The 20944-nt window shown below is 70.7% G+C and carries 17 protein-coding genes; 9 read left to right on the top strand and 8 right to left on the bottom strand.

Annotated elements, in window-relative coordinates; all coding sequences use genetic code 11:
• Window positions 1–150: 150 nt before the first annotated feature.
• Window positions 151–1251 (top strand): tryptophan--tRNA ligase, encoded by a 1101-nt coding sequence (gene trpS / locus WMF12_RS37045; protein WP_437852830.1) that lies wholly within the window; start codon window positions 151–153, stop codon window positions 1249–1251.
• A gap of 183 nt (window positions 1252–1434) precedes the next feature.
• Here the strand turns inward: trpS and WMF12_RS37040 are convergent, their stop codons facing one another.
• Both WMF12_RS37040 and WMF12_RS37035 read right to left on the bottom strand, forming a co-directional pair.
• Window positions 1435–2319 (bottom strand): MBL fold metallo-hydrolase, encoded by an 885-nt coding sequence (locus WMF12_RS37040; protein ID WP_437852828.1) that lies wholly within the window; start codon window positions 2317–2319, stop codon window positions 1435–1437.
• Window positions 2316–3500, bottom strand: coding sequence for an acetyl-CoA C-acyltransferase (locus WMF12_RS37035; RefSeq protein WP_437873932.1), 1185 nt, complete (start codon window positions 3498–3500; stop codon window positions 2316–2318). Before WMF12_RS37035 ends, WMF12_RS37040 begins: the two co-directional genes overlap by 4 nt.
• A gap of 599 nt (window positions 3501–4099) precedes the next feature.
• On the opposite strand from WMF12_RS37035, the gene WMF12_RS37030 reads away from it, so the two are divergent.
• Complete coding sequence (locus WMF12_RS37030; protein ID WP_437852826.1) at window positions 4100–4762, top strand: peroxiredoxin; 663 nt, start codon at window positions 4100–4102, stop codon at window positions 4760–4762.
• A gap of 261 nt (window positions 4763–5023) precedes the next feature.
• The gene (locus WMF12_RS37025) at window positions 5024–7174 is read left to right on the top strand and encodes a glucan endo-1,3-beta-D-glucosidase (RefSeq protein ID WP_437852824.1); all 2151 of its coding nucleotides are present in this window, start codon (window positions 5024–5026) and stop codon (window positions 7172–7174) included.
• Window positions 7175–7381: 207 nt separating this feature from the next.
• Here the strand turns inward: WMF12_RS37025 and WMF12_RS37020 are convergent, their stop codons facing one another.
• The 5 genes from WMF12_RS37020 to WMF12_RS37000 form a co-directional block, all read right to left on the bottom strand.
• Window positions 7382–9127, bottom strand: a complete 1746-nt coding sequence (locus tag WMF12_RS37020) for a class II glutamine amidotransferase (protein ID WP_437852822.1) — start codon at window positions 9125–9127, stop codon at window positions 7382–7384.
• A 23-nt stretch (window positions 9128–9150) separates the two neighbouring features.
• The gene (locus WMF12_RS37015; RefSeq protein ID WP_437852821.1) at window positions 9151–10188 is read right to left on the bottom strand and encodes an alpha-E domain-containing protein; all 1038 of its coding nucleotides are present in this window, start codon (window positions 10186–10188) and stop codon (window positions 9151–9153) included.
• Window positions 10185–11813, bottom strand: a complete 1629-nt coding sequence (locus WMF12_RS37010; RefSeq protein WP_437852819.1) for a circularly permuted type 2 ATP-grasp protein — start codon at window positions 11811–11813, stop codon at window positions 10185–10187. Before WMF12_RS37010 ends, WMF12_RS37015 begins: the two co-directional genes overlap by 4 nt.
• Window positions 11814–11866: 53 nt before the next feature.
• On the bottom strand, window positions 11867–12334 hold the full coding sequence (locus tag WMF12_RS37005) for a response regulator (protein WP_012239707.1): 468 nt from the start codon (window positions 12332–12334) through the stop codon (window positions 11867–11869).
• Window positions 12335–12661: 327 nt separating this feature from the next.
• The gene (locus WMF12_RS37000) at window positions 12662–14560 is read right to left on the bottom strand and encodes a chloride channel protein (RefSeq protein WP_437852817.1); all 1899 of its coding nucleotides are present in this window, start codon (window positions 14558–14560) and stop codon (window positions 12662–12664) included.
• A 271-nt stretch (window positions 14561–14831) separates the two neighbouring features.
• On the opposite strand from WMF12_RS37000, the gene WMF12_RS36995 reads away from it, so the two are divergent.
• Window positions 14832–15200, top strand: a complete 369-nt coding sequence (locus WMF12_RS36995) for a hypothetical protein (protein ID WP_437544954.1) — start codon at window positions 14832–14834, stop codon at window positions 15198–15200.
• A gap of 99 nt (window positions 15201–15299) precedes the next feature.
• Entirely contained in the window at window positions 15300–15686 is a 387-nt protein-coding gene (locus tag WMF12_RS36990; RefSeq protein WP_437741439.1) for a hypothetical protein, read from the top strand.
• Window positions 15687–15723: 37 nt separating this feature from the next.
• Here WMF12_RS36990 and WMF12_RS36985 read toward each other — a convergent pair whose 3' ends face one another.
• On the bottom strand, window positions 15724–16428 hold the full coding sequence (locus WMF12_RS36985; protein WP_437852815.1) for a hypothetical protein: 705 nt from the start codon (window positions 16426–16428) through the stop codon (window positions 15724–15726).
• Between the two features lie 486 nt (window positions 16429–16914).
• On the opposite strand from WMF12_RS36985, the gene glgC reads away from it, so the two are divergent.
• From glgC to WMF12_RS36965, 4 genes are all read left to right on the top strand, one after another.
• Window positions 16915–18183 (top strand): glucose-1-phosphate adenylyltransferase, encoded by a 1269-nt coding sequence (gene glgC, locus WMF12_RS36980; protein ID WP_437741437.1) that lies wholly within the window; start codon window positions 16915–16917, stop codon window positions 18181–18183.
• Window positions 18184–18380: 197 nt separating this feature from the next.
• Window positions 18381–19076, top strand: a complete 696-nt coding sequence (locus WMF12_RS36975) for a metallophosphoesterase (protein WP_012239701.1) — start codon at window positions 18381–18383, stop codon at window positions 19074–19076.
• Window positions 19077–19199: 123 nt separating this feature from the next.
• On the top strand, window positions 19200–20153 hold the full coding sequence (locus WMF12_RS36970) for a 50S ribosomal protein L11 methyltransferase (protein WP_437852813.1): 954 nt from the start codon (window positions 19200–19202) through the stop codon (window positions 20151–20153).
• Window positions 20150–20908: an RsmE family RNA methyltransferase gene (locus WMF12_RS36965; protein ID WP_437741435.1), complete on the top strand. Its 759-nt coding sequence runs from the start codon at window positions 20150–20152 to the stop codon at window positions 20906–20908. The genes WMF12_RS36970 and WMF12_RS36965 overlap by 4 nt, the downstream gene beginning before the upstream one ends.
• The last annotated feature ends 36 nt before the right edge of the window (window positions 20909–20944 follow it).

Raw genomic sequence — 20944 nt, 5'->3', positions numbered from 1 at the left:
AGGCGCAGCCCTTCACTCGGTCGCCTGCGGGGAATGAGCTCCGCTAATGGCTGAGGTGCGATCCGGAAAAATATTGACCAGGGCCCGGGTTCTTCGCTATGCTCGTTCGGCTCAGCCGCTTCGGCACGTCAAGCTATCGCAGGGGCCAGGATGGAAACACGAGCGATTGAAGGCGACGACAGAGTTGAATACGGAACGTTCGAAGCTGCCGTTGAGCGAAGCAGGAAGATCGAGGAAGATCTTCCGAAGAATCCAAAGAAGTACCGCGCACTGACCGGAGACCGGCCGACAGGGAGACTCCATGTAGGTCATCTGTTCGGATCGCTGCAGAACCGCGTCAGGATCCACGAGCTCGGAGTGCCCACGTACGTCGTCATCGCCGATTATCAGGTCCTCACCGACAGGGATACGTTCGAGAACATCTCCGAGAACATGCGCCAGCTCGTCATCGACTATATCTCGGCCGGGCTCGACCCCGAAGCCGGCAATCTCGTGATATTTCCTCACAGTCATGTTCCCGAGCTGAATCAGCTCACGCTTCCATTCCTCACGCTCGTGACGAACGCGGAGCTCGACCGGAACCCTACGGTGAAAGAGGAAATTCAGGCTGCGGGCCTCAAGAGGATCAACGCGGGGATGTACGTGTACCCGGTTCACCAGGCGGCCGATATCCTCTTCTGCAAGGGAAACCTCGTGCCGGTGGGAAAAGACCAGCTCCCTCATCTCGAAATCACAAGGACCATCGCGCGCCGGTTCAATGACCGGTTCGCGAAGAGACAGCCGGTCTTTCCCGAGCCGCAGCCGCTGCTCAGTAAAGCTCCTGTCATCCTCGGGCTCGACGGATCCCAGAAGATGAGCAAGAGCAGGGGAAACGCCGTGATGCTCAGCTCCACGGAAGACGAGACAGTGGCCCTGATCAAGAAGGCGAAGACCGACTCCGACCGCGTCGTCACGTTTGACCCCGAAAAGAGGCCTGAGGTGTCCAACCTGCTTCTCCTCGTGTCGCTCGCGACCGGGGAGGATCCGCACGCGGTGGCCGCGCGGATCGGCGACGGGGGAGGCGGCAAGCTCAAATCGCTTCTCTCTGAGACGCTCAACGAGTTTCTCCGCCCGATCAGGGCGAAGCGGCGTGAGCTCGAAGCCAATCCCGACTACATTCAGTCGGTTCTCCGCAATGGAATCAGGGACGCGCGCGCGGTGGCTGAACAGACCCTCGGCGAAGTCCGCCGTGTCATGAACATGGAGATATGACTGTCGTGCGCCCGGCCAGAAGCAGGACGGGCGCGACGCCGCTCTTGTCCTCGCCGTGCCCCGCGGCGTCCGCAGCTCCGCCATGGCGTCGCCAGGCATCACCGCGGCGCTTCATCGCCCGGTACGGCGGTGAACGCCTGCGCGACGCCTCCGCGAGGTGATCCCGCTCTGCCCGGCGCGCGGTCAGGCGTCGTTCTCCGCCGCGCGCCGCCATCGGTCCTCGCGGCGCACCACCCGCCCCTCGCGCTCCAGCTTGATCAGGTGAGCCTCGAGGCTCAGCCGCGCGAGCGGCCAGACGAGCGGCGCCGTGTCCGCATAGGCGACCGGCAAGAGCGCGTCGAGCGACGTGCCGCTCGCGCCGCCCTCGCCGCCCGCGCCGGCCGCCTCGAGCGCCGCGAGCACCAGCCGCTCCCGCCCAAGCCGGTGCGCGATGTAGCGCCGGAACAGCGCCTCCGGCGCGCCGATCGGCCCGCCGTGCGCCGGCAGCGCGACCCGCGCCCCGAGCCCCGCGAGCCGATCGAGCTGCGCGAGGTACTCCGCCATGTCGCCCTCCCGGGGATCGATCAGGATGGTCCCCTCGCCGGCCACCATGTCACCGCAGACCAGGGCGCCCTGCGCCTCGTCGAGGAAGCAGAGGTGGTCGGGCGCGTGCCCCGGCGTGTGGAGCACCCGCAGCGCCGTCGGCTCCGGCCCGCCGAGCCGCACCACCTCCCCGTCCGCGAGGCGGCGCGCGAGCGGGACGCCCGGGAGGCGCGGGGCCGCCTCGGCGTGCCCCCAGACCGGCAAGCCGAGCTCGGCCGCGAAGAAGCGCGCGCCGCCGACGTGATCGGCGTGGTGGTGGGTCACCGCGATCGCCACGAGCGACCGCCCCTGGGAGGCGAAGCCGCGCGCCCACGCGAGCCACTCGCGGCGCTCGTCCTCGTACGGCGTGGCCGGCTCGACGAGCAGCACCTCGCCGCCGCCGAGCGCGTAGCTGTTCGTGTGGGTCGCGGGCGGCAGGGTCGGCGTGCGCGCGGGGAAGGCCTCCACGCCGCGCACGCCGGGCCCGACGGGCTGCGGGCGGATCACCGCTCCACGACGACCGCGAGCGCCTCGCCGCCGCCGATGCAGAGCGTGGCCAGGCCGCGCTTCGCGTTCCGGTCCTTCATGGCGAAGAGCAGCGTCGTCAGGATGCGCGCCCCGCTCGCGCCGATCGGGTGGCCGAGCGCGACCGCGCCGCCGCGGACGTTGACCTTCTGGGCGTCGAGCCCGGAGAGCTTGTTCACGGCGAGCGCCACCACCGCGAACGCCTCGTTCACCTCGAAGAGGTCGATCTGGTCCGTCGGGATGCCGAGCTTCTTCGTGGTGTTCGCGATGGCCGCGGCCGGCGCCGTCGTGAACCACTCGGGCGCCTGCGCGGCGCCGCCATAGCCGACGATCCGCGCCAGCGGCGTGAGCTTGTGCTCCTTGACGGCCCGCTCGCTCGCCAGGACGAGCGCGCTCGCGCCGTCGTTGATCGACGACGCGTTGGCCGCGGTGATCGTCCCGTCCTTCTGGAACGCGGGCTTCAGGGACGCGAACTTCTCGGGCTTGCCGGCAGGCGGGCCCTCGTCCTCCTTCACGATCACGGCGTCGCCCTTCTTCTGCGCGACGGAGACGGGCGCGATCTCCGCGGCGAAGAGCCCCTCGCGCTGGGCCGCGACCGCGCGGCGGAAGCTCTCCTTCGCGTACTCGTCCTGCGCCTCCCGCGAGAAGCCGTGCTCCCTGGCGCACGCGTCGCCCGCGGTGCCCATGTGGAAGTTGCCGTACGGATCCCACAGGCCATCGTGGATCATGCCGTCCACGAGCTTGCCGTCGCCCATGCGGTAGCCCGAGCGCGCCTGCGGGAGGTAGTAGGGCACGTTCGACATCGACTCCATGCCGCCGGCGACGACGACGTCCGCGTCGCCGAGCGCCACCGTCTTCGCGCCGAAGAGGACGGCCTGGAGGCCCGAGCCGCAGACCTTGCTCACGGTGGTGGCCGGCACCTTGCTCGGGATGCCGGCGAAGATGGCGGCCTGCCGGGCCGGAGCCTGCCCGATACCGGCGGACAGGACATTGCCGAGGAACACCTCCTCGACGGCCTCCGGAGACAGCTTTGCCCGCTCGAGCGCCGCCCGGATGGCGACCTCACCCAGGCGGGGGGCGGGCAAGGGCGAGAGTGCGCCCAGGAACGCGCCGATCGGCGTCCGGGCCGCTGCGACGATGTACACGGGGACGGGCAGGGTCATGATCTCCTCCAGCAGCGCTGATGCCATTTCATTCGATGACGCCAGCCATGCGCCTTGCGAATGTGCCTTGGGTACCTCGGTTGGCCTGGGGGGGCAAGCCGGCCCCGGGGACGCTCCGCTGCCTGCGCGGTCGCGCGCGCGGTTGCCTGCGCGGTTCGTTCGGTTCGCGGGTTCACATCGATCATCGATCGCCCCCCCGGCCTCGCTCCGCCGGCCGGGCTCTTCGCGACGCTGCTCCTCGCGATTTCCTCGAGATCGTGTGTTCCCACCCGGCCGCCGCGCGCCGCGCCTCGCGGGGCGGGCGCCGCGGCTGTGCGCAGGCGCGCGAAACCGGGAGAGGAACGCAGTCGTCGTGCGGCCGCTCTCGGACGGAATCAAGCTCCGCCCGAGCCGGATCCGGGCTGGCCCTGAGCGCCCGCGCCCTCCGGGCCGAGGCCCCGCCGACTCGTCGCCTGGGCGCGGCGCGCGGCGCGCGGCGACGCTGGCGCGGGCCGGGGGGCGCTATGTGGTACGCCGGGGACGTCGCGTGATATCGTGCGCGCCGATGGGGAAGGGGGGCTGTCCTCCCTGCGCCCGGGCGGACAAGGAGCGAACGAGCGATGGTGAATGCAGGCGATCGTGCCCCCGATTTCTCTCTCGAAAGCGACAGCGGTAAGACGGTGGGCCTCGCGGATTTCCCGGGCAAGACGGTCGTCCTCTACTTTTATCCAAAGGACGACACCCCCGGCTGCACGCGCGAGGCCCAGGCCTTCTCCGCGGCCCTGCGCGCCTTCGCCGAGGCCGGCGCCGTCGTGCTCGGCGTCTCCCGCGACTCCGTCGAACGCCACCGGAAGTTCAGGGACAAGTACGATCTCGGGGTGACGCTCCTCAGCGATCCGGATCTCGCCGCGCACAACGCCTACGGCGTCTACGGCGAGAAGTCGATGTACGGCAAGAAGGTGATGGGCACCATCCGGAGCACCTTCATCATCGGCCCCGACCGCGCGGTGAAGCACGCCTTCGGCGCCGTGAAGGTCGACGGACACGCGGACGAGGTGCTCGCGCTCGTGCGCGGAGGCGGCGGCCGCGAGGCGCCGCCCGCGAAGAGCGCGGCCAAGGCGCCCGCGAAGAGCGCGGCCAAGGCGCCCGCGAAGAGCGCGGCCAAGGCGCCCGCGAAGAGCGCGGCCAAGGCGCCCGCGAAGAGCGCGGCCAAGGCGCCCGCGAAGAGCGCGGCCAAGGCGCCTGCGAAGAGCGCGGCCAAGGCGCCTGCGAAGACGCGATAAAGGATCCCGTGAACCGTCGGACAACGACATAGCCGACTCGCGGCGTGCGGGCTGTCGATCGCCTGATGGATGGCATCGCGAGGGCCTCCGGCGCGGGGGCGGCGGGCTCGCCAAGCTGGACGGGCCCGGCGCTTCATGAAAGAATCTGTACCGTTGCTTGCAAATCGATGAAACTACCACGACACCAGGGCTCATCTCTCGATCCGCTTCGTGGCAGGTGGAGCGATGAGCGCTGGAGCGAGGGAGCGAGGGAGCTGGATCATGATGTTGAAGCATCCGATGCTACGGACTTTTGCTTTGCTGAGCTGCCTCTCAGCGATCGCCGCGTGCGGCGATGACGAGCCGCCGCCCAAGGTGACCGAGGGCGACGGCGGCGGCGGAGGCAGCGGGGGGGAGGGCGGCACCGGCGGCACCGGCGGCGTGCCGGTCGAGACGTGGGATCTCGACCGCAGCAAGCCGCTTTCGGACGTCGCTCCGGAGTTCACGGAGGCGGAGCACCCGCTCGCGCCGGGCGCCGTGCTGGCCGATCTCAAGGCCCCGCTCCCCACGAACGCCACGTGGATGAACTTCGCGCTCGGCCAGGGCGATCAGCGGATCAACGCCGCGCCGTACGACCTCAAGGCGGTCGGACAGGCGCTGTCGATCGCCCGGCCCGACGTCGTGGTGGAGAGCGCGTCCGTCACCTCGGCGGACCTGACGCAGCTCGCGCTCAGCGCGCGCCAGGCCTTCTCCGGCCACACCGTCAAGTCGGCCGATCTGCTCTCGGTCACCGTGGAGTGGGCGGCGGAGGGCGGCACGATGACGGCGCCCATCGTGTACGGAATGCCGTACGTGACGGCCACCTACGACGGGCTCGCCCCCTCCCTCCGCGCCGGCGACGGCGTGGCGATCACCGAGGTCAACGGCGGGTCGACGAGCCCCACCACGGTCACGGGCGATCGATTCGAGATCTCGCTCAACAACGGGCAGACGTGGGTGCTCTATGCGTTCCCCGAGATCAGCCTCGAGTGGGACGCCCTCTCCATGACGGCGGACGAGGCGTACGAGGGCTCGCTCCGCCTCGCGCTCGTCCCCGGGCCGAACGCCGCGGCCGCGCTCGACGACCACGCCGCCGTCATCCCGGTCGGCGGCGACATCGAGGCCTCGGTCACCGAGGACACCGCCACGGTGCGCTTCGTCTGGAAGACCGAGGGCGAGGGCGATCTCCTGACCATGGCGCTGCCGCACCATCAGGATCGCCTCGATATGTTCAAGTCGGCGGACGTCTCGTACCCGACCGTGATCGGCCAGATGAAGGGCATCTCCGGCGCGAGCTGGAAGCTCGAGTACCCGCTCAGCACGATCGGCTGGGACGCGCCGCGCCGCGCGTCGGACGAGTGGGGCATGGACATCATCACGGCCCTCGAGGAGGACAAGGGCTTCATGCCCGACGAGGCGGTCGCCGGGACAGACCCCTATTTCGGGGGCAAGCAGATCGCGAAGCTCGCGCGCCTCGCGCAGATCGCCGAGGTGGTCGGCAAGGCGGATCTCGCGGAGGAGCTCAGGGCGCGGCTCAAGTCGCGCCTCAACCCGTGGCTCAACGGCCAGAACGACAACCCCCTCGTCTACGACACGACGTGGGGCGGCCTCGTGACGACCAAGGGCCTGGCAGACCAGACCGCCGACTTCGGCCAGGCGTATTACAACGATCACCACTTCCACTACGGCTACTTCCTCTACGCGGCGGCCGTGCTCGCGAAGAGCGATGAGGCGTGGCGCGAGGAGTACGGTGACAAGGCGCTCTGGCTCGTCCGGGACATCGCGAACCCGAGCGCGAAGGACACGTTCTTCACGCCGTTCCGCAACATGGATTGGTTCAGGGGCCACTCGTGGGCGTCAGGGCTGTTCCCGTTCGCGGACGGCCGCAACCAGGAGTCGACCTCCGAGGCCGTCAACGCCTGGTACAGCATGCAGCTGCTCGGCGAGGCGCTCGAGAACAAGGACGTGGAGAACCTCGGCCGGGTGCTCCTCGCCATGGAGACGGCCTCGGCGCAGACGTACTGGCAGGTGACCGCGGACAGCACCGTCTACCCCGAGCCGTTCAAGAACAACGGCGCCGTCGGCGTGCTCTGGTCCACGAAGGCTGACTTCGGGACGTGGTTCGGCCCCAACCCCGAGTACGTCTATGGGATCCAGCTGCTCCCGATCACGCCGATCTCGGAGTCGCTCATCTCCAAGGACTGGGTCCAGGACGCGTGGCCCGTGATCTCGGAGACCACGCAGGACGCGGAGGACCCCTGGAAAGCGTTCCTGATCGCGGCGCACGCGACCGTCGACAAGGAGGCGGCCTGGGAGGACGCGCAGGCGCTCACCACGCTCGACGACGGCCTCAGCCGGACCGCGCTCCTCTACTGGATCGCCACGCGGCCCTGAGCCGGCCGCCCTCTCCCTGAGGTATCCCCTCAGATTCTCGGGAAAATTCACAGGGAGGCGGGGAGACGGGGAGGGAAATCTCCAAAATACTCCCTGTCTCCCCGTCTCCCTGTTCAATTTTCCCGCTGGAAAGGGCTGCAAAATGAGGGGGTCTCAGGCCCTCTCCCTCCAGCGCCACGCGGCCCTGAGCCGGCCGCCCCTCACTCCTCAATCGATGGGCTCGACCCGCACGTCGACCGCGAGGCGCTCCGCCCCGCCACCCACGTAGATCGTGCCCGAGGTCGGCGTCGCGTCCACGTAGTTGCGCCCGACCGCGACGCGGATGTGATCGGTCTGCGTCAGGATCCCGTTCGTCGGGTCGAAGCCCTTCCACCCGATCTCCGGCAGGTACACCTGGACCCAGGCGTGCGACGCCTCGCTCTGCCGCTGGTTCTCGTGCTTCGGCCCCGTGTAGATGTACCCGCACACGTAGCGCGACGGCACGCCGAGCAGCCGCGTCAGGCAGATGAACAGGTTCGTGAAGTCCTGGCACACGCCGCGGCGGTTCGCGTACACGTCGAACGCCGTCGTGAACAGGTTGGTCGACCCCTGCTTGTACTCGTACTCCTCGAAGATCGACGCGTTCAGGTCGAGCAGCGTGTCGAGCAGATCGTAGCCGTTCCGCTCCACGAAGGTCATCGCGTACTCGATGAGCTCCGCGAGCTCGCTCTCGGCCAGCTCCGGCGGCAGGAGGAACGGCTGCAGGACCTGGCGCTGCCACGGCATCCACACGAGCGGGATCGTCGACCGCGCGCGCAGCGGGCGGAAGCTCAGCGGATCGGTGTCGAGCAGCTCCACCCGCGACCTCGACTCGATGACGAGATCATGGAACGGCGTGTCGAGCAGCACCCGCCGCGCGCGGTTGCCGAAGACGTCGTCGTACTCGCGCTGCTGGCCCTCGACCGACACCTCGATCTCGTTGTGCAGGAGCGTCTGAAGCCGGTCGTGCGCCGGCGTCAGCCGCAGGAGGTGCGTGCTGCGCTCCACCGCGGTCGCGTAGTGGTACGACGTGCGGTGCACCACCTGGAAGCGGCGGATCGCCGCGTGCACGGGGCGCCGGACCGGCCGCGACGAGAGCGGCGGCGTGGACGACGACGGCTTGCGCCGGTCGGTGCGCGGGGACGCCGTGGCCCGGAGCGCCCCCTGCCGCAGCACCACGAGGTGCCCCGGCGGCACGCGCTTCCAGGACGCCGCCCGCCCGCCCGCGTGGACCTTGAGCTCCTCCGACGAGACGATGACGCCCTTGCGGCTCTTGACCCCCCGGCGCGTCAGGTCGACCTCCAGATCGTCGTCCCCGAACGCGAGGCGCTCGTACGGCGGCAGCACCTCCCACAGGAACGCGTCCCCCTCGCGATCGCGATCCGCGTAGACCACCAGATCGCGGCCGTCGGCCAGGACCGTCGTGAGGGGGCCGTGCTCGTTCATCTCGTCGAACCAGTCGCGCAGCACCGCCGGATCGATGTCGCCGATGCTCCGGAGGTTCTCCGACGCCATCCAGCGCATGAGCTCGCACAGGATGAGCTCCGTGTCCGTCGAGCCGACCGGCTGGAAGAGCGATTTCGGATCGACCTCGATCCGGTCGACGAGGCTGCCGCTGTGCGCGAACAGCCAGTCGCGCCCGCCCCAGCTCCGGCTGAACGGCTGCGTGTTGGCGTCGTTGACGCTGCCCCACGTCGCCGTGCGGATGTGCAGCACGAGCAGCGACGACTCGAGGTGCTCCCACGCCTTCACGAGCTCGCTGCGGATGCTCCCCTGCGGCGGCGCCGGCTCCTTGAGCACCGAGGCGCTCGGCTCGCCGCCGGGGTAGTAACCGATGCCCCAGCCGTCAGGCAGTTTGCGCCCGGGCTGCAGGCAGGTGAGATCGAAACATGGGGCGAGCTCGCCCTCGAACGACATCGCGAGGAGATTCGGCATGGGTGCGTCGGCGACTCTGGCGGCTACTGGCTCGTGACCGTGGGGCTACTGTCGGGCGGCCCGTAACCGAGCAGCTCGCGACCGATACCGTCGCAGATCATCGCCGTCTCGTCGACCACATGGGTGAGCGCCGCGTGGACCGCCATCGGGTCGAACGCCTCGGTGGCCCTGTCGGCCACCCACTGGTGCAGGAGCTGGAGCCGCTCGAGGCTCTCGCCGCCGGGGAGCGCCACGCTGTCCGGCGGCCGGATCTCGCAGAGGCGCGCGAACGCCGCGTGGACGCAGTGCCGGATCGAGCGCGGGAAGCGCGGCTCGTAGAGGAGGAACTGGGCGACAGCCTGCTCGCTCACCTGACCCTGGTTGAGCTTCATGAACGGCTCGAACCCGGAGCAGGCGCGGAGGAGCGAGAGCCAGAGCGCCGTCTCCACGACCCGGTGCTGCCTGCGCAGCGCGCCCTGCGCCTGGGTGCTCATCTCCGACGGCGGCGGCGGCGGCAGGTTGGTCAGGGCGTGGTGGTGCACGTCGAGCGTGCGCGCGGTCTGCCCGACGCGCTCGAGCAGCACGCCGAGCCAGATGAAATCGAGCGGCGTGTCGTTGAGCATCGTGCTCTGCGTGAGCCCGAGGCAGAGCTGTGTGAGCTGGCGTACGCGCCGGTAGAAGGCGTAGCGGCTCGACCTGAACTCCTCCCGCGCCTCGTCGCTGTTCACCCAGAGGTGGAGCTCGTTGACGGTCTCCCACACCTCGAGGCTGACGACCTCCCGGATCGACCGCGTGTTCCAGCGCGCGGCCGAGATCGAGCTGCGGAGGCTCGTCGGGTTGTCCTCGTCGAAGCTCATGTAGCGCTGCACGAGCTCGCCGTCGGCCGCGGCCTCCTCGCCGTGCTCGGCCCCGAAATGCGCCTTCTGCCCGGCCACGATGATGACCGGAAGCCAGCACTGGTGCGCCGGGATCTCGGCGTCGAGCGCGAGGTTCTGCGTGACGGCGAGGATGCGGGCCATGTTCTCGGTCCGCTCGAGGTAGCGGCCGAACCAGAAGCAGTGATCGGCGACGCGGGAGATCACGGGGCCTCCGGGGGGGCAGGTCCCGGCGCGGCGCCGGGAGGGTCGTTGTTCGCGGCAGCGGGGCTCGCGTCGGAGCCGCCGATCGAGGGCGTGCGCTGCGCGCTCTCGCCTGGGCCCTTCAGGACCCAGGTGTCCTTCGAGCCCCCGCCCTGGCTCGAGTTGACGACGTAGGAGCCAGCCACCAGGGCGACGCGCGTGAGCCCGCCGGGCAGCACCCACGCGCCGTCGCGGCCCGTCAGCACGTAGGGGCGCAGGTCGAGCCTCCTCGGGACCGCGGTCCTCGCGGTCGGGTCCCAGGTGGGGCTCGTCGAGAGCTCGACCCGGTGCTGGGCGATGTAGCGGCGCGGCGTCGCCTGGATGCGCGCCCGGAACTCGTCGCGCTGCGCGGCGGTCGACTGCGGCCCCATCAGCATGCCGTAGCCGCCGGCCTCGTCGACCGCCTTGACGACCAGCTGGTCGAGGTGGTCGAGCACATAGCGCCGGTCGTCGTCGCGCATGCAGAGGTAGGTGGGGACCTGCTCGAGGACCGGCTCCTCGCCGAGGTAGTAGCGGATCATCTCCGGCACGAAGGGGTACACGGCCTTGTCGTCCGCCACGCCGTTGCCGGGCGCGTTCGCGAGCGCGACGTTGCCGGCGGCGTAGGCGCGCATCAGGCCGCGCACGCCGAGCATGCTGTCAGGGCGGAAGGCCTCGGGGTCGAGGAACGCCTCGTCGATGCGGCGGTAGATGACGTGGACCCGGCGGGGGCCGCGCGTCGTCCGGACGAAGACCTCGTCCTGATCGACGAACAGGTCGGGGGCCTGCACGAGCTCGAGCCCCATCGTGCGCGCGAGGAAGCTGTGCTCGAAATAGGCCGAGTTGTAGGGCCCCGGCGTGAGCACGACGGCGCTCGTGCCGCTCGGGCTCGCGGGCGACACCGAGCGCAGCGTCTCGGCGAGCCGGGCCGGGTAATGGTCGACCCGCTGCACGCGCGCCTTGTCCAGCAGGTGCGGCAGGACGCGCTTGCTGATGAGCCGGTTCTCCAGGACGTAGGAGACGCCGGACGGCGTGCGGAGGTTGTCCTCGAGGACCCGGAAGGTCCCGGCCGGATCGCGGATGATGTCGACGCCCGCGATGTGGATGCGCACGCCGCCCGGGGGCCGCAGGCCGTGCACCTGCTTCAGGTACTGCCCGGAGCCGAGCACGAGGTCCCGGGGGACGCGCTCCTCCTTGAGGATGCGCTGGTCCCCGTAGACGTCGTCGAGGAAGAGGCCGAGCGCGCGGACGCGCTGCTCGAGGCCCCGCTCCATGTGGGCCCAGTCCGCCGCGGAGAGCATCCGGGGGATGAGGCAGAGCGGGAAGATCTTCTCCGCGCCGCGCTGATCCGCGTAGACCGAGAACGTGACGCCCTGGTTGAGCAGGGCGAGCTCCGCGAGGTGCTGCGCGCGCGCGAACTCGTTCGGCGCGAGCGCGCCGAGGAGCGTGGCAGTGCGCAGGAACTCGGGGCGAGGAGCGCCGTCTCGACCAAACAGCTCGTCGTAGGCGCCGGGGAGGGGAGTGTAGCCGGCGAAGAGGCCGGCACCCGGGTTCTCTAACAACACTGGAGTGAAGCTACCGCTGGACGGCCCTGGAGGTCCATGGGCCATTTGCGCTTTCTGCCGCGATGGAGGCAGTGGCGCGGTCGGCTGATCGACTCGGCCTACTCGGCGTCGAGGATTTGCCGCTCTCTGGAGCGCGTGAGCTCGTCGACCGCGGCGAGGAAGGCGTCGTAGTCGATCGGCTTGGGCAGCACCCGAGCGACACCGAGGCTCGTCGCGTCATGTTTTGAAGACGCGGATGAAACAATGACTGGTATACGGGCCGTCTTCTCGTTGTGCCGGAGCGCCGTGAGCAGGCCCCAGCCGTCCATCACCGGCATCATGATGTCGACGACGAGCAGATCCGGCGGCGCGATCTGGTCGAGCAACGCCAGCGCCTCCTCGCCGTTCGAGGCGCAGCGCACCTCGTAGCCGCCCTCGCTCTCCAAGATCATGCTCACGACCTCCTGGATGTTCGGCTCGTCGTCCACGACGACCACGAGCTTGGCGCGGCTGTTCGGCGCGCTCGATCGTGTTCGTACTTCTGCGTTGCGCCGCACCGTCCGACCCCCGAGCGTATCGACCAGCATGCCGTTCTCCCTCGCGCTCTCCGGACCCCGAATTCTCCGGATGAACGAGAGTATTCCCCACGCGCTCCGTTCCGTCGCTGCGTGGAATCCAAGATTGAAAGCTCAGGAGACTCCCGAAAGCGGTGGGGGCCGCACGCTTGCGTCATTACGCCCGAACCACGATCGGGCGCGCGGCGCGACCAGGACATCCACGCGCGCACGCCCATGACACGCGCGTGTCGGCCGCGCGGACGCGCGGGCGCGGGAAAGTTGGCCATTCCCGAATTTCCAGGACGAGCGCGCCATGCGTCCGCCCTGCGTCGTCGTCGGTCGCCTGTTCCGAGATTCCTACTGTCCCGCGCTCTCGAGCTCCGCCGTCGCGTCGTGGTAGGCGCGCGTGACGTCGGATTCGTCCAGGATGCCGACGATCTTGCCCTCGGCGTCGGTGACCAGGAGCTCTCGCACGCGCAGCTCCAGCAGCACCTGGAGCGCGTGGTGCAGGTCCTCCGCTTCGCTGACCGAGGCGGGGCTCGCCATCATGTCGTGCGCGATCGCGAGCCCCGAGAGCTCGGGGCTCGTCGCGGTGGCGCGCAGGATCTCGGCGTCGATGGTGCCGACGACCTTGCCGTCCTCGGAGAGCACGGGGAAGGTGTCCTGCCACTCGCACGCCGCGATGCGCTCGACGACGATCGAGGCGGGGGTCCGCGCCTCGAACGACACGAACGGGCGGCTGCGGATGACGATGTCGGCGACGCGGATGCTGCGGAGCACGTCGACGATGAGCTCACCCCGGTGCGCCGGGGACTCGCGCTTGGTCGCGACCTGCGCGCGGTACAGGGTGCTGTGCCTGAGCGCCACGAAGGCGATGCCCTCGCAGAGCATGAGCGGCACGAGCAGGTCGTAGCTGCCGGCGAGCTCGCAGACCATGACGAGCGAGGCGATCGGCACGTGCGCGATCCCGCCGTAGAACGTGCCCATCCCGACGAGCGCGAACGCGCCGGGGTCGATGCGCGGGTCGCCGAGGAGGAGCTCCGCCGCGCGCCCGAAGGCCCCGCCCGTGAGCGCGCCGAGCACGAGCGAGGGGCCGAAGTCCCCCGCGCTGCCGCCCGAGCCGACGGTGAGCGAGGTCGCGACGATCTTCGTGGCGAGCAGCACGAGCAGGAGCTGCACCGCGGTCCACCCGCCGGGCAGCCACGGGGCCCCCGTGATCGCGATCTGGGCCGCGCCATACCCCGCGCCCAGCATCCCGAACCCCTCCCCCGGCCTGTCGAAGCGCGGCCCGAGGAGCATGAGCAGCGGGGTCACGAGCGCGCCGAGCGCGAGGCCGCCGAGCGCGGGCTTCGCCCAGGGCGGCAGCGGGATCCGGTGCACCGTGTGCTCCACGGCGTGCAGCGTCCGGAGGAAGAGCGTGGCCACGAGCGAGACGACGAGCGCGAGCGCGGCGTAGAGGGGGAGGTGGCTCGGGATGAACGGGTAGCGGGGCGCGTGCGCGAAGAGGGTCGACTCGCCGAAGAAGTAAATGAAGACGGAGTACGAGACGACGCTCGCGAGGATGGAGGGGATGAGCGCGTCGGCCTCGAAGTCGTCGCGGTGCAGCACCTCGACGGCGAGGAGCGCGGCCCCGAGCGGCGTCCGGAACACGGCCGCCATGCCCGCGGCCGCGCCGGCGATGAGCAGGATCCGCCGCTCGCGCGTGTCCACCCGGAGGGCGCGCCCGATGATCGAGCCGATCGCGCCGCCGATCTGCATCGTGGGCCCCTCGCGCCCGCCGGACCCGCCGCAGCCGAGCGTGAAGATGGAGGCGAGCGCCTTCACCACAGGGACGCGGCTGCGGATGTGGCCGCCCATGTGGTGGAACGCCCGGATGAAGGCGTCGCCGCCGCCGCCGCGGGTCTCGGGCGCGAGCTTCGCCGTGAGCACCCCGCCGACGAGGGCGCCGAACGCCGGCAGGACGAGGACGAGCCAGGGCCGGAACGCCCCGATGTGCGCGCTCGAGAGCACCGCCTCGCCCTTGGCGCGGAGCGGCTCGTAGCCGGTGACCGCGATGAAGAGCTCGTGCTCGGCGAGCTCGAGGGCGGCGAAGAACACCGAGCCGGCGATGCCGGCCGTGACGCCGACGAGGATCGCGTGGAGCAGCACCCGACCGACGAGCTGGAACGGGATCGGCCCCCGCGCGCGGGGCATCGGCGTGCGCGCCGCCCCCGTGCGGCTGGGGCGTGATGGGGAGTACTCGCGGGACGACATCATGATCTCGTGGCCCAGGGCCTCCCCCCTCGAGCGATGGGCCTGGCAGGAGCGGTAGCTTCCCTGATCTTCGGCGGGTTGCCGCCTGAAATCGCCGCCAGGATCGCCGTCCCCGGAGGCGCCCTCGCGGTGTCGGCCTCCGCTCGGTCTCCGTTCGGCCTCCGTTCGGCTTCCGCTCGGCTTCCGCTCGGGCCTCCCGCGCTCCATGAGCGAGGAAGGAAGCCTGGCGCGGGCGCGGCACCCGGACCCGCCCGAGCCCGGACGAGGTGGAGTCATGACGACCGATCGGAGCACCGTCGAGTACGGCACCCTCATCACCGGCGACGCGAGCGTCACGATGGGCGACGCGGCCGTCCAGACGACGGACGAGAGCGTCCGCACGACCGCCGAGACCGTGGTCACGCCCGTGGTAGCGCTCGAGCTGGCCGCCGAGATCCTGGCGGGCTCGCTCGGCCCGCTGATCGACGAGGATTACGTGCAGGGCAAGACCCGGTTCCGGGACGTGCTCTGTGACCGGATCGACATCTCGCAGCTCGAGGCGGAGGAGCTGGTCGACGATATGGAGCGGTCGGGGCGGATCCGTTTCATCGGCGTGGCAGAGGGCCGGGGGTGGCACATCCAGCAGGGAGCGGGGGTGCGTTGATCGCCGCTGTCTCGCGCAGAAAGACGGGCTCGCCGGTGGTGCCTGACGAAACAATTCCCTTGCCGGCGTACTCGACTCGTGGCCTACGCTGAGGCGCCTATGGAGGACGGTACGAAGCCGCGCAGGGCTGTGGTCCCGAACGCTCCGCCCGCTCCGCTCGTGATCGTGGCCGGTTGTCCTGCCGAGCTCGTCGCCGTGTGCCGGGAGGCGGGGGCCCGGCTCGGGGTGACGGTGCGCGAGTGCGATCTGCGCTCGCTCCGGGCGACGAGCGCGGCGTCGCATCTGTATGCCGTGATCGTGGGGGAGGAGCTGTACCGGTTCGATCGGGAGGTGTTCGACGCGATCATCCGTCAGGCGCCGGCGTCGCTGGTGCGCGTCGATCGCCGGGAAGCGGACGACGAGTCGGCGCGGCGGCTGCTCGTCGATGCCGTCTTCGAGTCGGCGGCGACCGAGCCGAGCAGCGGGATCCGGTCCATCCTGACGTGAAGCGGCGCGGCGCGACGGCGCACCGCCACCGCCTGCGTCAGGGCCTGCGCTTCATGCCGGGGAGGGTGGCCTTCTCGGGCGGCGGCTCGAGGTACTCGATCTGCTCCGCGGACAGGATGCCGTACTTCGGGTTGGCCGCCGCGCCGCCGGTCGACTTCGTGAACGTCACGCCGTAGGTGCCGGTGACCTTGACCTTCGCGCCGACGGCCGGGATCGGGTTCGGCAGCTCCTGGCCCCAGAACTCGTCCGTGAGCTTCGCCTCGCCCTCCTTGCCGCGCGGCGCTTTGTCGATCGCCTCGATCATGCTGTAGATCTGCGCGAAGTTCGAGGCCCAGCCCATGACCTCGACCATGTCCTTCGTCTCGCCCTTCTCGTCGGCGATCGCGAAGCTGGGGACCGGCGCCTTGCAGTCCGGCGGGTCACCCTTGCCCGTCTTGTGCACGGCACAGGCGGGGGCCTCCGCCAGGTTCGTCTTGACGATGTAGCCGACGATCGAGAGCTTCTTGCCGTTCACTTCCTCGAAGTGGACGCGGCTCCGGAGGTCGTGCGTGACGCCCCAGACCGTGTAAGCGTCGCCCTGCTTCTTGTTCTTCGCGGGCAGCGTCGGCACCGCGGGCAGGGTCGCTTTGCGGCCGCTGAAGGCGGGCTTTGCCTGGTAGGGCTGCTCGTCCGTTCCGCACCCTGAAGTGCCCGCGACGAGGAGGATGGCGGCGAGGAGGGTTCGACCGAATCGGGCGTTCATGGCATCTCCAAGGTCAGCGTGACGGGCACCTCCAGCAGGAAAGATCCAGCGCTGGAATAGCCCTCGGACAGCGGTGCGCCGCGTGCGGGTCAGGCGCCTCTCGCATGCGCGCGCGACGGCGGGAAACGGCTAACACGGCCGCGAGTCGATCGTAAAGAGAAACGGAGACGTCCCCCTCTCTTCATCGATCCTCGTCGCGCATCGGCGCGCGGCAGCGCGCGGCAGCGCGCCGCGGCGGAGGGCGGGCGGAGGACGGTAGAGCGCGACGGGCCGCTGCCGGCGCCGCCCGATCGCGGGGCAGGAGGGCGTGAGAGGCGGGCTCGGCAAGGCGCGCGGCGCGACCCGCCCGGGCTCCGCCCGGCGCCGCCAGGCTGGGTTGCGCGGGCCTCCGCGGCGTTCTCCCGGTCCCGGGGTTGCCTCGAATACGCGAAGGACGTGTTTCCGCTCTTCGCGATGGCAACATCGATCGAGTACCCTCTCCGTCCCATGCGCGAGACGACCCTGCGCACCGCTTTCGAAGCCTCGAAGGTTTTGGTGATGATCCTTGCTGGCGGCGAGGGCCGCCGGCTCGGCCCGTTGACGCACGATCGGGCGAAGCCGGCCGTGCCGTTCGGCGGCCGGTACCGGATCATCGACATCGTCCTCTCGAACTTCGTCAACTCCGGGCTGCACCGCATCAAGATCCTCACGCAGTACAAGAGCGCGTCGCTAGACGAGCACATCGCCCGAGCTTGGCGCCTCTCGCCGATGCTCGACAGCTTCATCGAGACCGTCCCTGCGCAGCAGCGCACGGGCAAGAGCTGGTTCAAGGGGTCGGCGGACGCCGTCTACCAGACCCAGCACGTCATCACGGACGAGTCGCCCGAGCACCTCTGCATCTTCGGCGGCGACCACGTCTACAAGATGGACGTGCGCCAGATGCTGCACGATCACCTGTCGCGCGACGCGGAGGTGACCGTCGCCGCCATCCCGGTGACGAAGGAGGAGGCTCGGGCCTTCGGCGTCATCGAGTGCGACGAGTCGGGGCGCATCCTCGCCTTCCACGAGAAGGTGCAGGATCCGCCGAGCATGCCCGGCAGGCCGGGCATGTGCCTCGCGTCGATGGGCAACTACATCTTCAAGACGAAGGCGCTGCTCGACGTCCTCGAGCACGACGCCGCGACCGAGGACAGCGCGCACGATTTCGGGCGCGACATCATCCCGCGCATGGTCCAGAGCGGCAGCCGCGTCTACGTCTACGATTTCCACGAGAACCTCGTCCCCGGCGAGGACGAGGGCGCGGGGTACTGGCGCGACATCGGGACGATCGACGCGTACTGGGCGGCCCAGATGGATCTCGTGAGCATCCAGCCGGCGTTCAATTTCTACAACCCGCGCTGGCCGATCCGGACCGGGATCAGCCACGACCCGCCCGCCAAGTTCGTCTTCCGCGACGAGGCGAACGCGCGCGTCGGCATCGCCACGGACAGCCTGGTGTCGCTCGGGTGCATCATCTCCGGCGGCAGGATCCACCGGAGCGTGCTCTCGAACCGGGTCCGCGTGAACTCCTTCAGCCACATCGAGGAGTGCGTGCTGTTCGAGGACGTCAAGATCGGGCGCCACGTCAAGCTCCGCCGCTGCATCATCGACAAGGACGTCGAGATCCCCGCCGGCGCCGAGATCGGCTTCAACCTCGAGGAGGACCGCAAGAAGTGGTTCGTCAGCGAGGGCGGGATCGTCGTGATCCCGAAGCGCGCCAAGATCGACTCCCCGTAATGCGCCTGACCAGGGCCCAGCGCGGCGCCGTCCGGGTGGCCGGCGCGTAACTCTCCTGAATTGCATGTAAAATTCCGATCACGGCGCGTGGCGATCGCGGCGCGCTCGCCGGCGGGGCCGCGCGGTCCTGCCGCGTCCGCGCGGACGGGCCTGGGCGCCCCCCATGGAACGGGCGTCCCTGCTACGTTGGGTGTGCGATGCCGCGCACGATCATCATCGGTGACGTTCACGGCTGCCGGGATGAGCTGGCGCGGCTGATCGAGCACGTGGGCCTCGTATCGGGCGATCGGGTCGTCATGGTCGGCGATCTGATCGTGCGCGGCCCTGATCCGTGCGGAACGCTCGATCTGCTCCGGGAGGTCGGCGCGATCTCGGTGCGGGGCAACCACGAGGATCGGCTGCTCCGCTGGCGTGCCGGCCGGAGCGATCCTCGCGGCGAGCCGCTGGGGGAGCTCTCGAAGGAGACCGCGCAGCAGCTGCGCAAGCGGGACTGGGCGTGGCTCGAGACGCTGCCGTACTGGCTGGATCTGCCGGAGCACGGGCTCCGTGTGGTCCATGCAGGGTTGATCCCCGGGCTGCCGATCGAGCGACAGGATCCGCACACGTTGATGTACGTGCGCTGCCTCGGCCGCTACGGCGAGCCGGTCGAGCGCCGCGGGGGCAAGACGCTGTGGGGCCAGACGTACCAGGGCCCGCCGCACGTGGTGTTCGGCCACAACGCGCGGAGCGAGCCGCAGATGCACGCGTGGGCGACCGGCATCGACACGGGCGCGGTCTACGGGGGGCGCTTGACGGCGATGGTGCTCCACGACGGCGAGCGCGTCCCGCCGCCGGCGGCGCGCTCCGAGGTGCTCGTCTCGGTCCCGGCGCGGCGCCGCTATGTGGGGCGTTAAAAATGCTCCGCGTCTTCCAGCGGTTCCGCGCGATCGGCCGCGCCTCTCTGCGGGAATTTCGTTAGGCTCCCGTCCGCGCCGCGGCCGCTCTCCAGGCCGGCGGCCCGTCACGGAGCAAGCCAGGTGGAGCCTCGATACCCGTTCGTTGCAGTCGATGTCCCCGAGCCGGAGGCCGACGAGATCGGCGCCCTGCTCTTCGAGCTGGGCGCCAGCGGCGTCGAGCAGCGCGACGAGCAGACCCTCGTCCGCGGCGCGCGCTCGGGCCAGGTGACGCTCGTCGCCAGCTTCGAGGATCACGGCGAGGCGATGGAGGCCATCGCGGCGCTCGGGGAGCAGTCGCCGCCGCTCGCCGCGCGGCTCGAGGAGGTGGTGGGCGACGCCTGGCGCGACGCGTGGAAGGAGCACTTCGCGCCGTTCGCGCTGACGCCCACGATCACGGTCGTGCCGCCGTGGGCGGAGCGCGCGCCCGAGCGCGAGGGCGAGCGGGTGCTCCTGCTCGAGCCGGGCAGGGCGTTCGGCACGGGGCTCCATGCGACGACGGCGCTCGTGGCGGAGCTCCTCGACGAGCACGCGGCGGAGCTCCGCGGCCGCGAGCTCCTCGACGTGGGCACGGGCAGCGGCATCCTCGCGCTCGTCGCGCTGGTGCTCGGCGCGGAGCGGGCGGTCGCGATCGACAACGACGAGGACGTGATCGAGGTGGTGCTCGAGAACGCGGCGCGCAACGGCCTCGAGGGCCGCATCGAGGCGAGCGCCGGCGTGGTCGAGGGGGTGACGCGGCGGTTCCCGTGGGTCGTCGCGAACATCGAGGCGCGGGTGCTGCGGCCCTTGGCGCCGGAGCTCGCGCGTGTGCTCGATCCGGGCGGCTGGCTGATCCTGTCGGGCATCCTCGAGAGCGAGCGCGACGATCTGATCGCGCGGTACACGTCGCTGCCGCGCGCGCTCGAGCACGTCGCGACCCGGCCGGATCCCGCGTCGCCGGGCGGCGATCGCAGGGCGGGGCGGGGCGACGCGGGCGGCGAGGGCTGGGTGGCGCTCCTGTTTCGCGCGCCGGGCGGCGCGGCGTCCTCGCCGGGATGAGCGGCCCGGGGCTCTTGCGGGTGCCGCTCGGCGCGATCGCGGCCGGCGTGATCGCGCTGCCGCCCGAGGCGGCGAGCTACGTCGTGCGGGTGCACCGCCTCCGCGAGGGGGATCGGTTCGTCGTGTTCGATCCGGAGCTCGGGGTCGAGGCGGAGGCCACGCTCGAGTCGATCGGCCGCCGCGGGGCGGAGGCGCGCATCGACGCGCCCCGCCCGGCCGCGCTGCGGCCAGGCCGGCGCGTGACGTGGATCCAGGCCGTGGGCAAGGGCGACAAGATGGACGCGGTGGTGCGCGACGCGACCGAGCTCGGGGCGACGCGGATCATCCCGGCGATCTCGGCGCGGAGCGTGGCGCGGCCCGCCGAGGAGAGGAGCCAGCGCTGGCGCCGGATCGCGGTCGAGGCGGCGCGGCAGTGCGGCCGCGGGGACGCGCCCCGGGTGGAGGCGCCGATGAGCCTCGCGGCGGCGCTCGCGGAGGCGCAGGCGGCGCCGTCGACGGAGGGCGGCGCGCTGGGGATGTGCCTGGATCCCTACGCGGAGACGCCGCTCGGCGCGCGGCTGGCCGCGCTGTCGCCGGGCATGGAGGCGGCGTTCGCGGTCGGGCCGGAGGGCGGGTTCACGCCGGAGGAGCTCGGGATGTGCGCGGCGCTCGGGTTCGAGCGGGTTCGCCTCGGCGCGCTGACGCTGCGCACGGAGACGGTGTGCGCGGCGGCGCTCGGGGCGCTGATCGCGGTGAGCGACGCGCGCGCGGGGTGATGGGGCGGCGGTCGGCGAGCGGCGCGCTGGCCAGCG

Origin of the sequence: Sorangium sp. So ce363 (genome assembly GCF_051520435.1) — a bacterium.
Classification (GTDB): Bacteria; Myxococcota_A; Polyangia; order Polyangiales; family Polyangiaceae; genus Sorangium; species Sorangium cellulosum_B.
The sequence above is the reverse complement of the archived record's forward strand: the minus strand, read 5'-3'. Positions and strand labels throughout refer to the sequence as shown.

Bases quoted from the DNA above. Each gene is read 5' to 3' on its own strand.
- trpS (WP_437852830.1), top strand. From the start codon at position 151: ATGGAAACACGAGCGATTGAAGGCGACGACAGAGTTGAATACGGAACG.
- WMF12_RS37035 (WP_437873932.1), bottom strand. From the start codon at position 3,500: ATGACCCTGCCCGTCCCCGTGTACATCGTCGCAGCGGCCCGGACGCCG.
- WMF12_RS37030 (WP_437852826.1), top strand. From the start codon at position 4,100: ATGGTGAATGCAGGCGATCGTGCCCCCGATTTCTCTCTCGAAAGCGAC.
- WMF12_RS37025 (WP_437852824.1), top strand. From the start codon at position 5,024: ATGATGTTGAAGCATCCGATGCTACGGACTTTTGCTTTGCTGAGCTGC.
- WMF12_RS37020 (WP_437852822.1), bottom strand. From the start codon at position 9,127: ATGCCGAATCTCCTCGCGATGTCGTTCGAGGGCGAGCTCGCCCCATGT.
- WMF12_RS37010 (WP_437852819.1), bottom strand. From the start codon at position 11,813: ATGGCCCATGGACCTCCAGGGCCGTCCAGCGGTAGCTTCACTCCAGTG.
- WMF12_RS37005 (WP_012239707.1), bottom strand. From the start codon at position 12,334: ATGCTGGTCGATACGCTCGGGGGTCGGACGGTGCGGCGCAACGCAGAA.
- WMF12_RS37000 (WP_437852817.1), bottom strand. From the start codon at position 14,560: ATGATGTCGTCCCGCGAGTACTCCCCATCACGCCCCAGCCGCACGGGG.
- WMF12_RS36995 (WP_437544954.1), top strand. From the start codon at position 14,832: ATGACGACCGATCGGAGCACCGTCGAGTACGGCACCCTCATCACCGGC.
- WMF12_RS36990 (WP_437741439.1), top strand. From the start codon at position 15,300: ATGGAGGACGGTACGAAGCCGCGCAGGGCTGTGGTCCCGAACGCTCCG.
- WMF12_RS36985 (WP_437852815.1), bottom strand. From the start codon at position 16,428: ATGAACGCCCGATTCGGTCGAACCCTCCTCGCCGCCATCCTCCTCGTC.
- glgC (WP_437741437.1), top strand. From the start codon at position 16,915: ATGCGCGAGACGACCCTGCGCACCGCTTTCGAAGCCTCGAAGGTTTTG.
- WMF12_RS36975 (WP_012239701.1), top strand. From the start codon at position 18,381: ATGCCGCGCACGATCATCATCGGTGACGTTCACGGCTGCCGGGATGAG.
- WMF12_RS36965 (WP_437741435.1), top strand. From the start codon at position 20,150: ATGAGCGGCCCGGGGCTCTTGCGGGTGCCGCTCGGCGCGATCGCGGCC.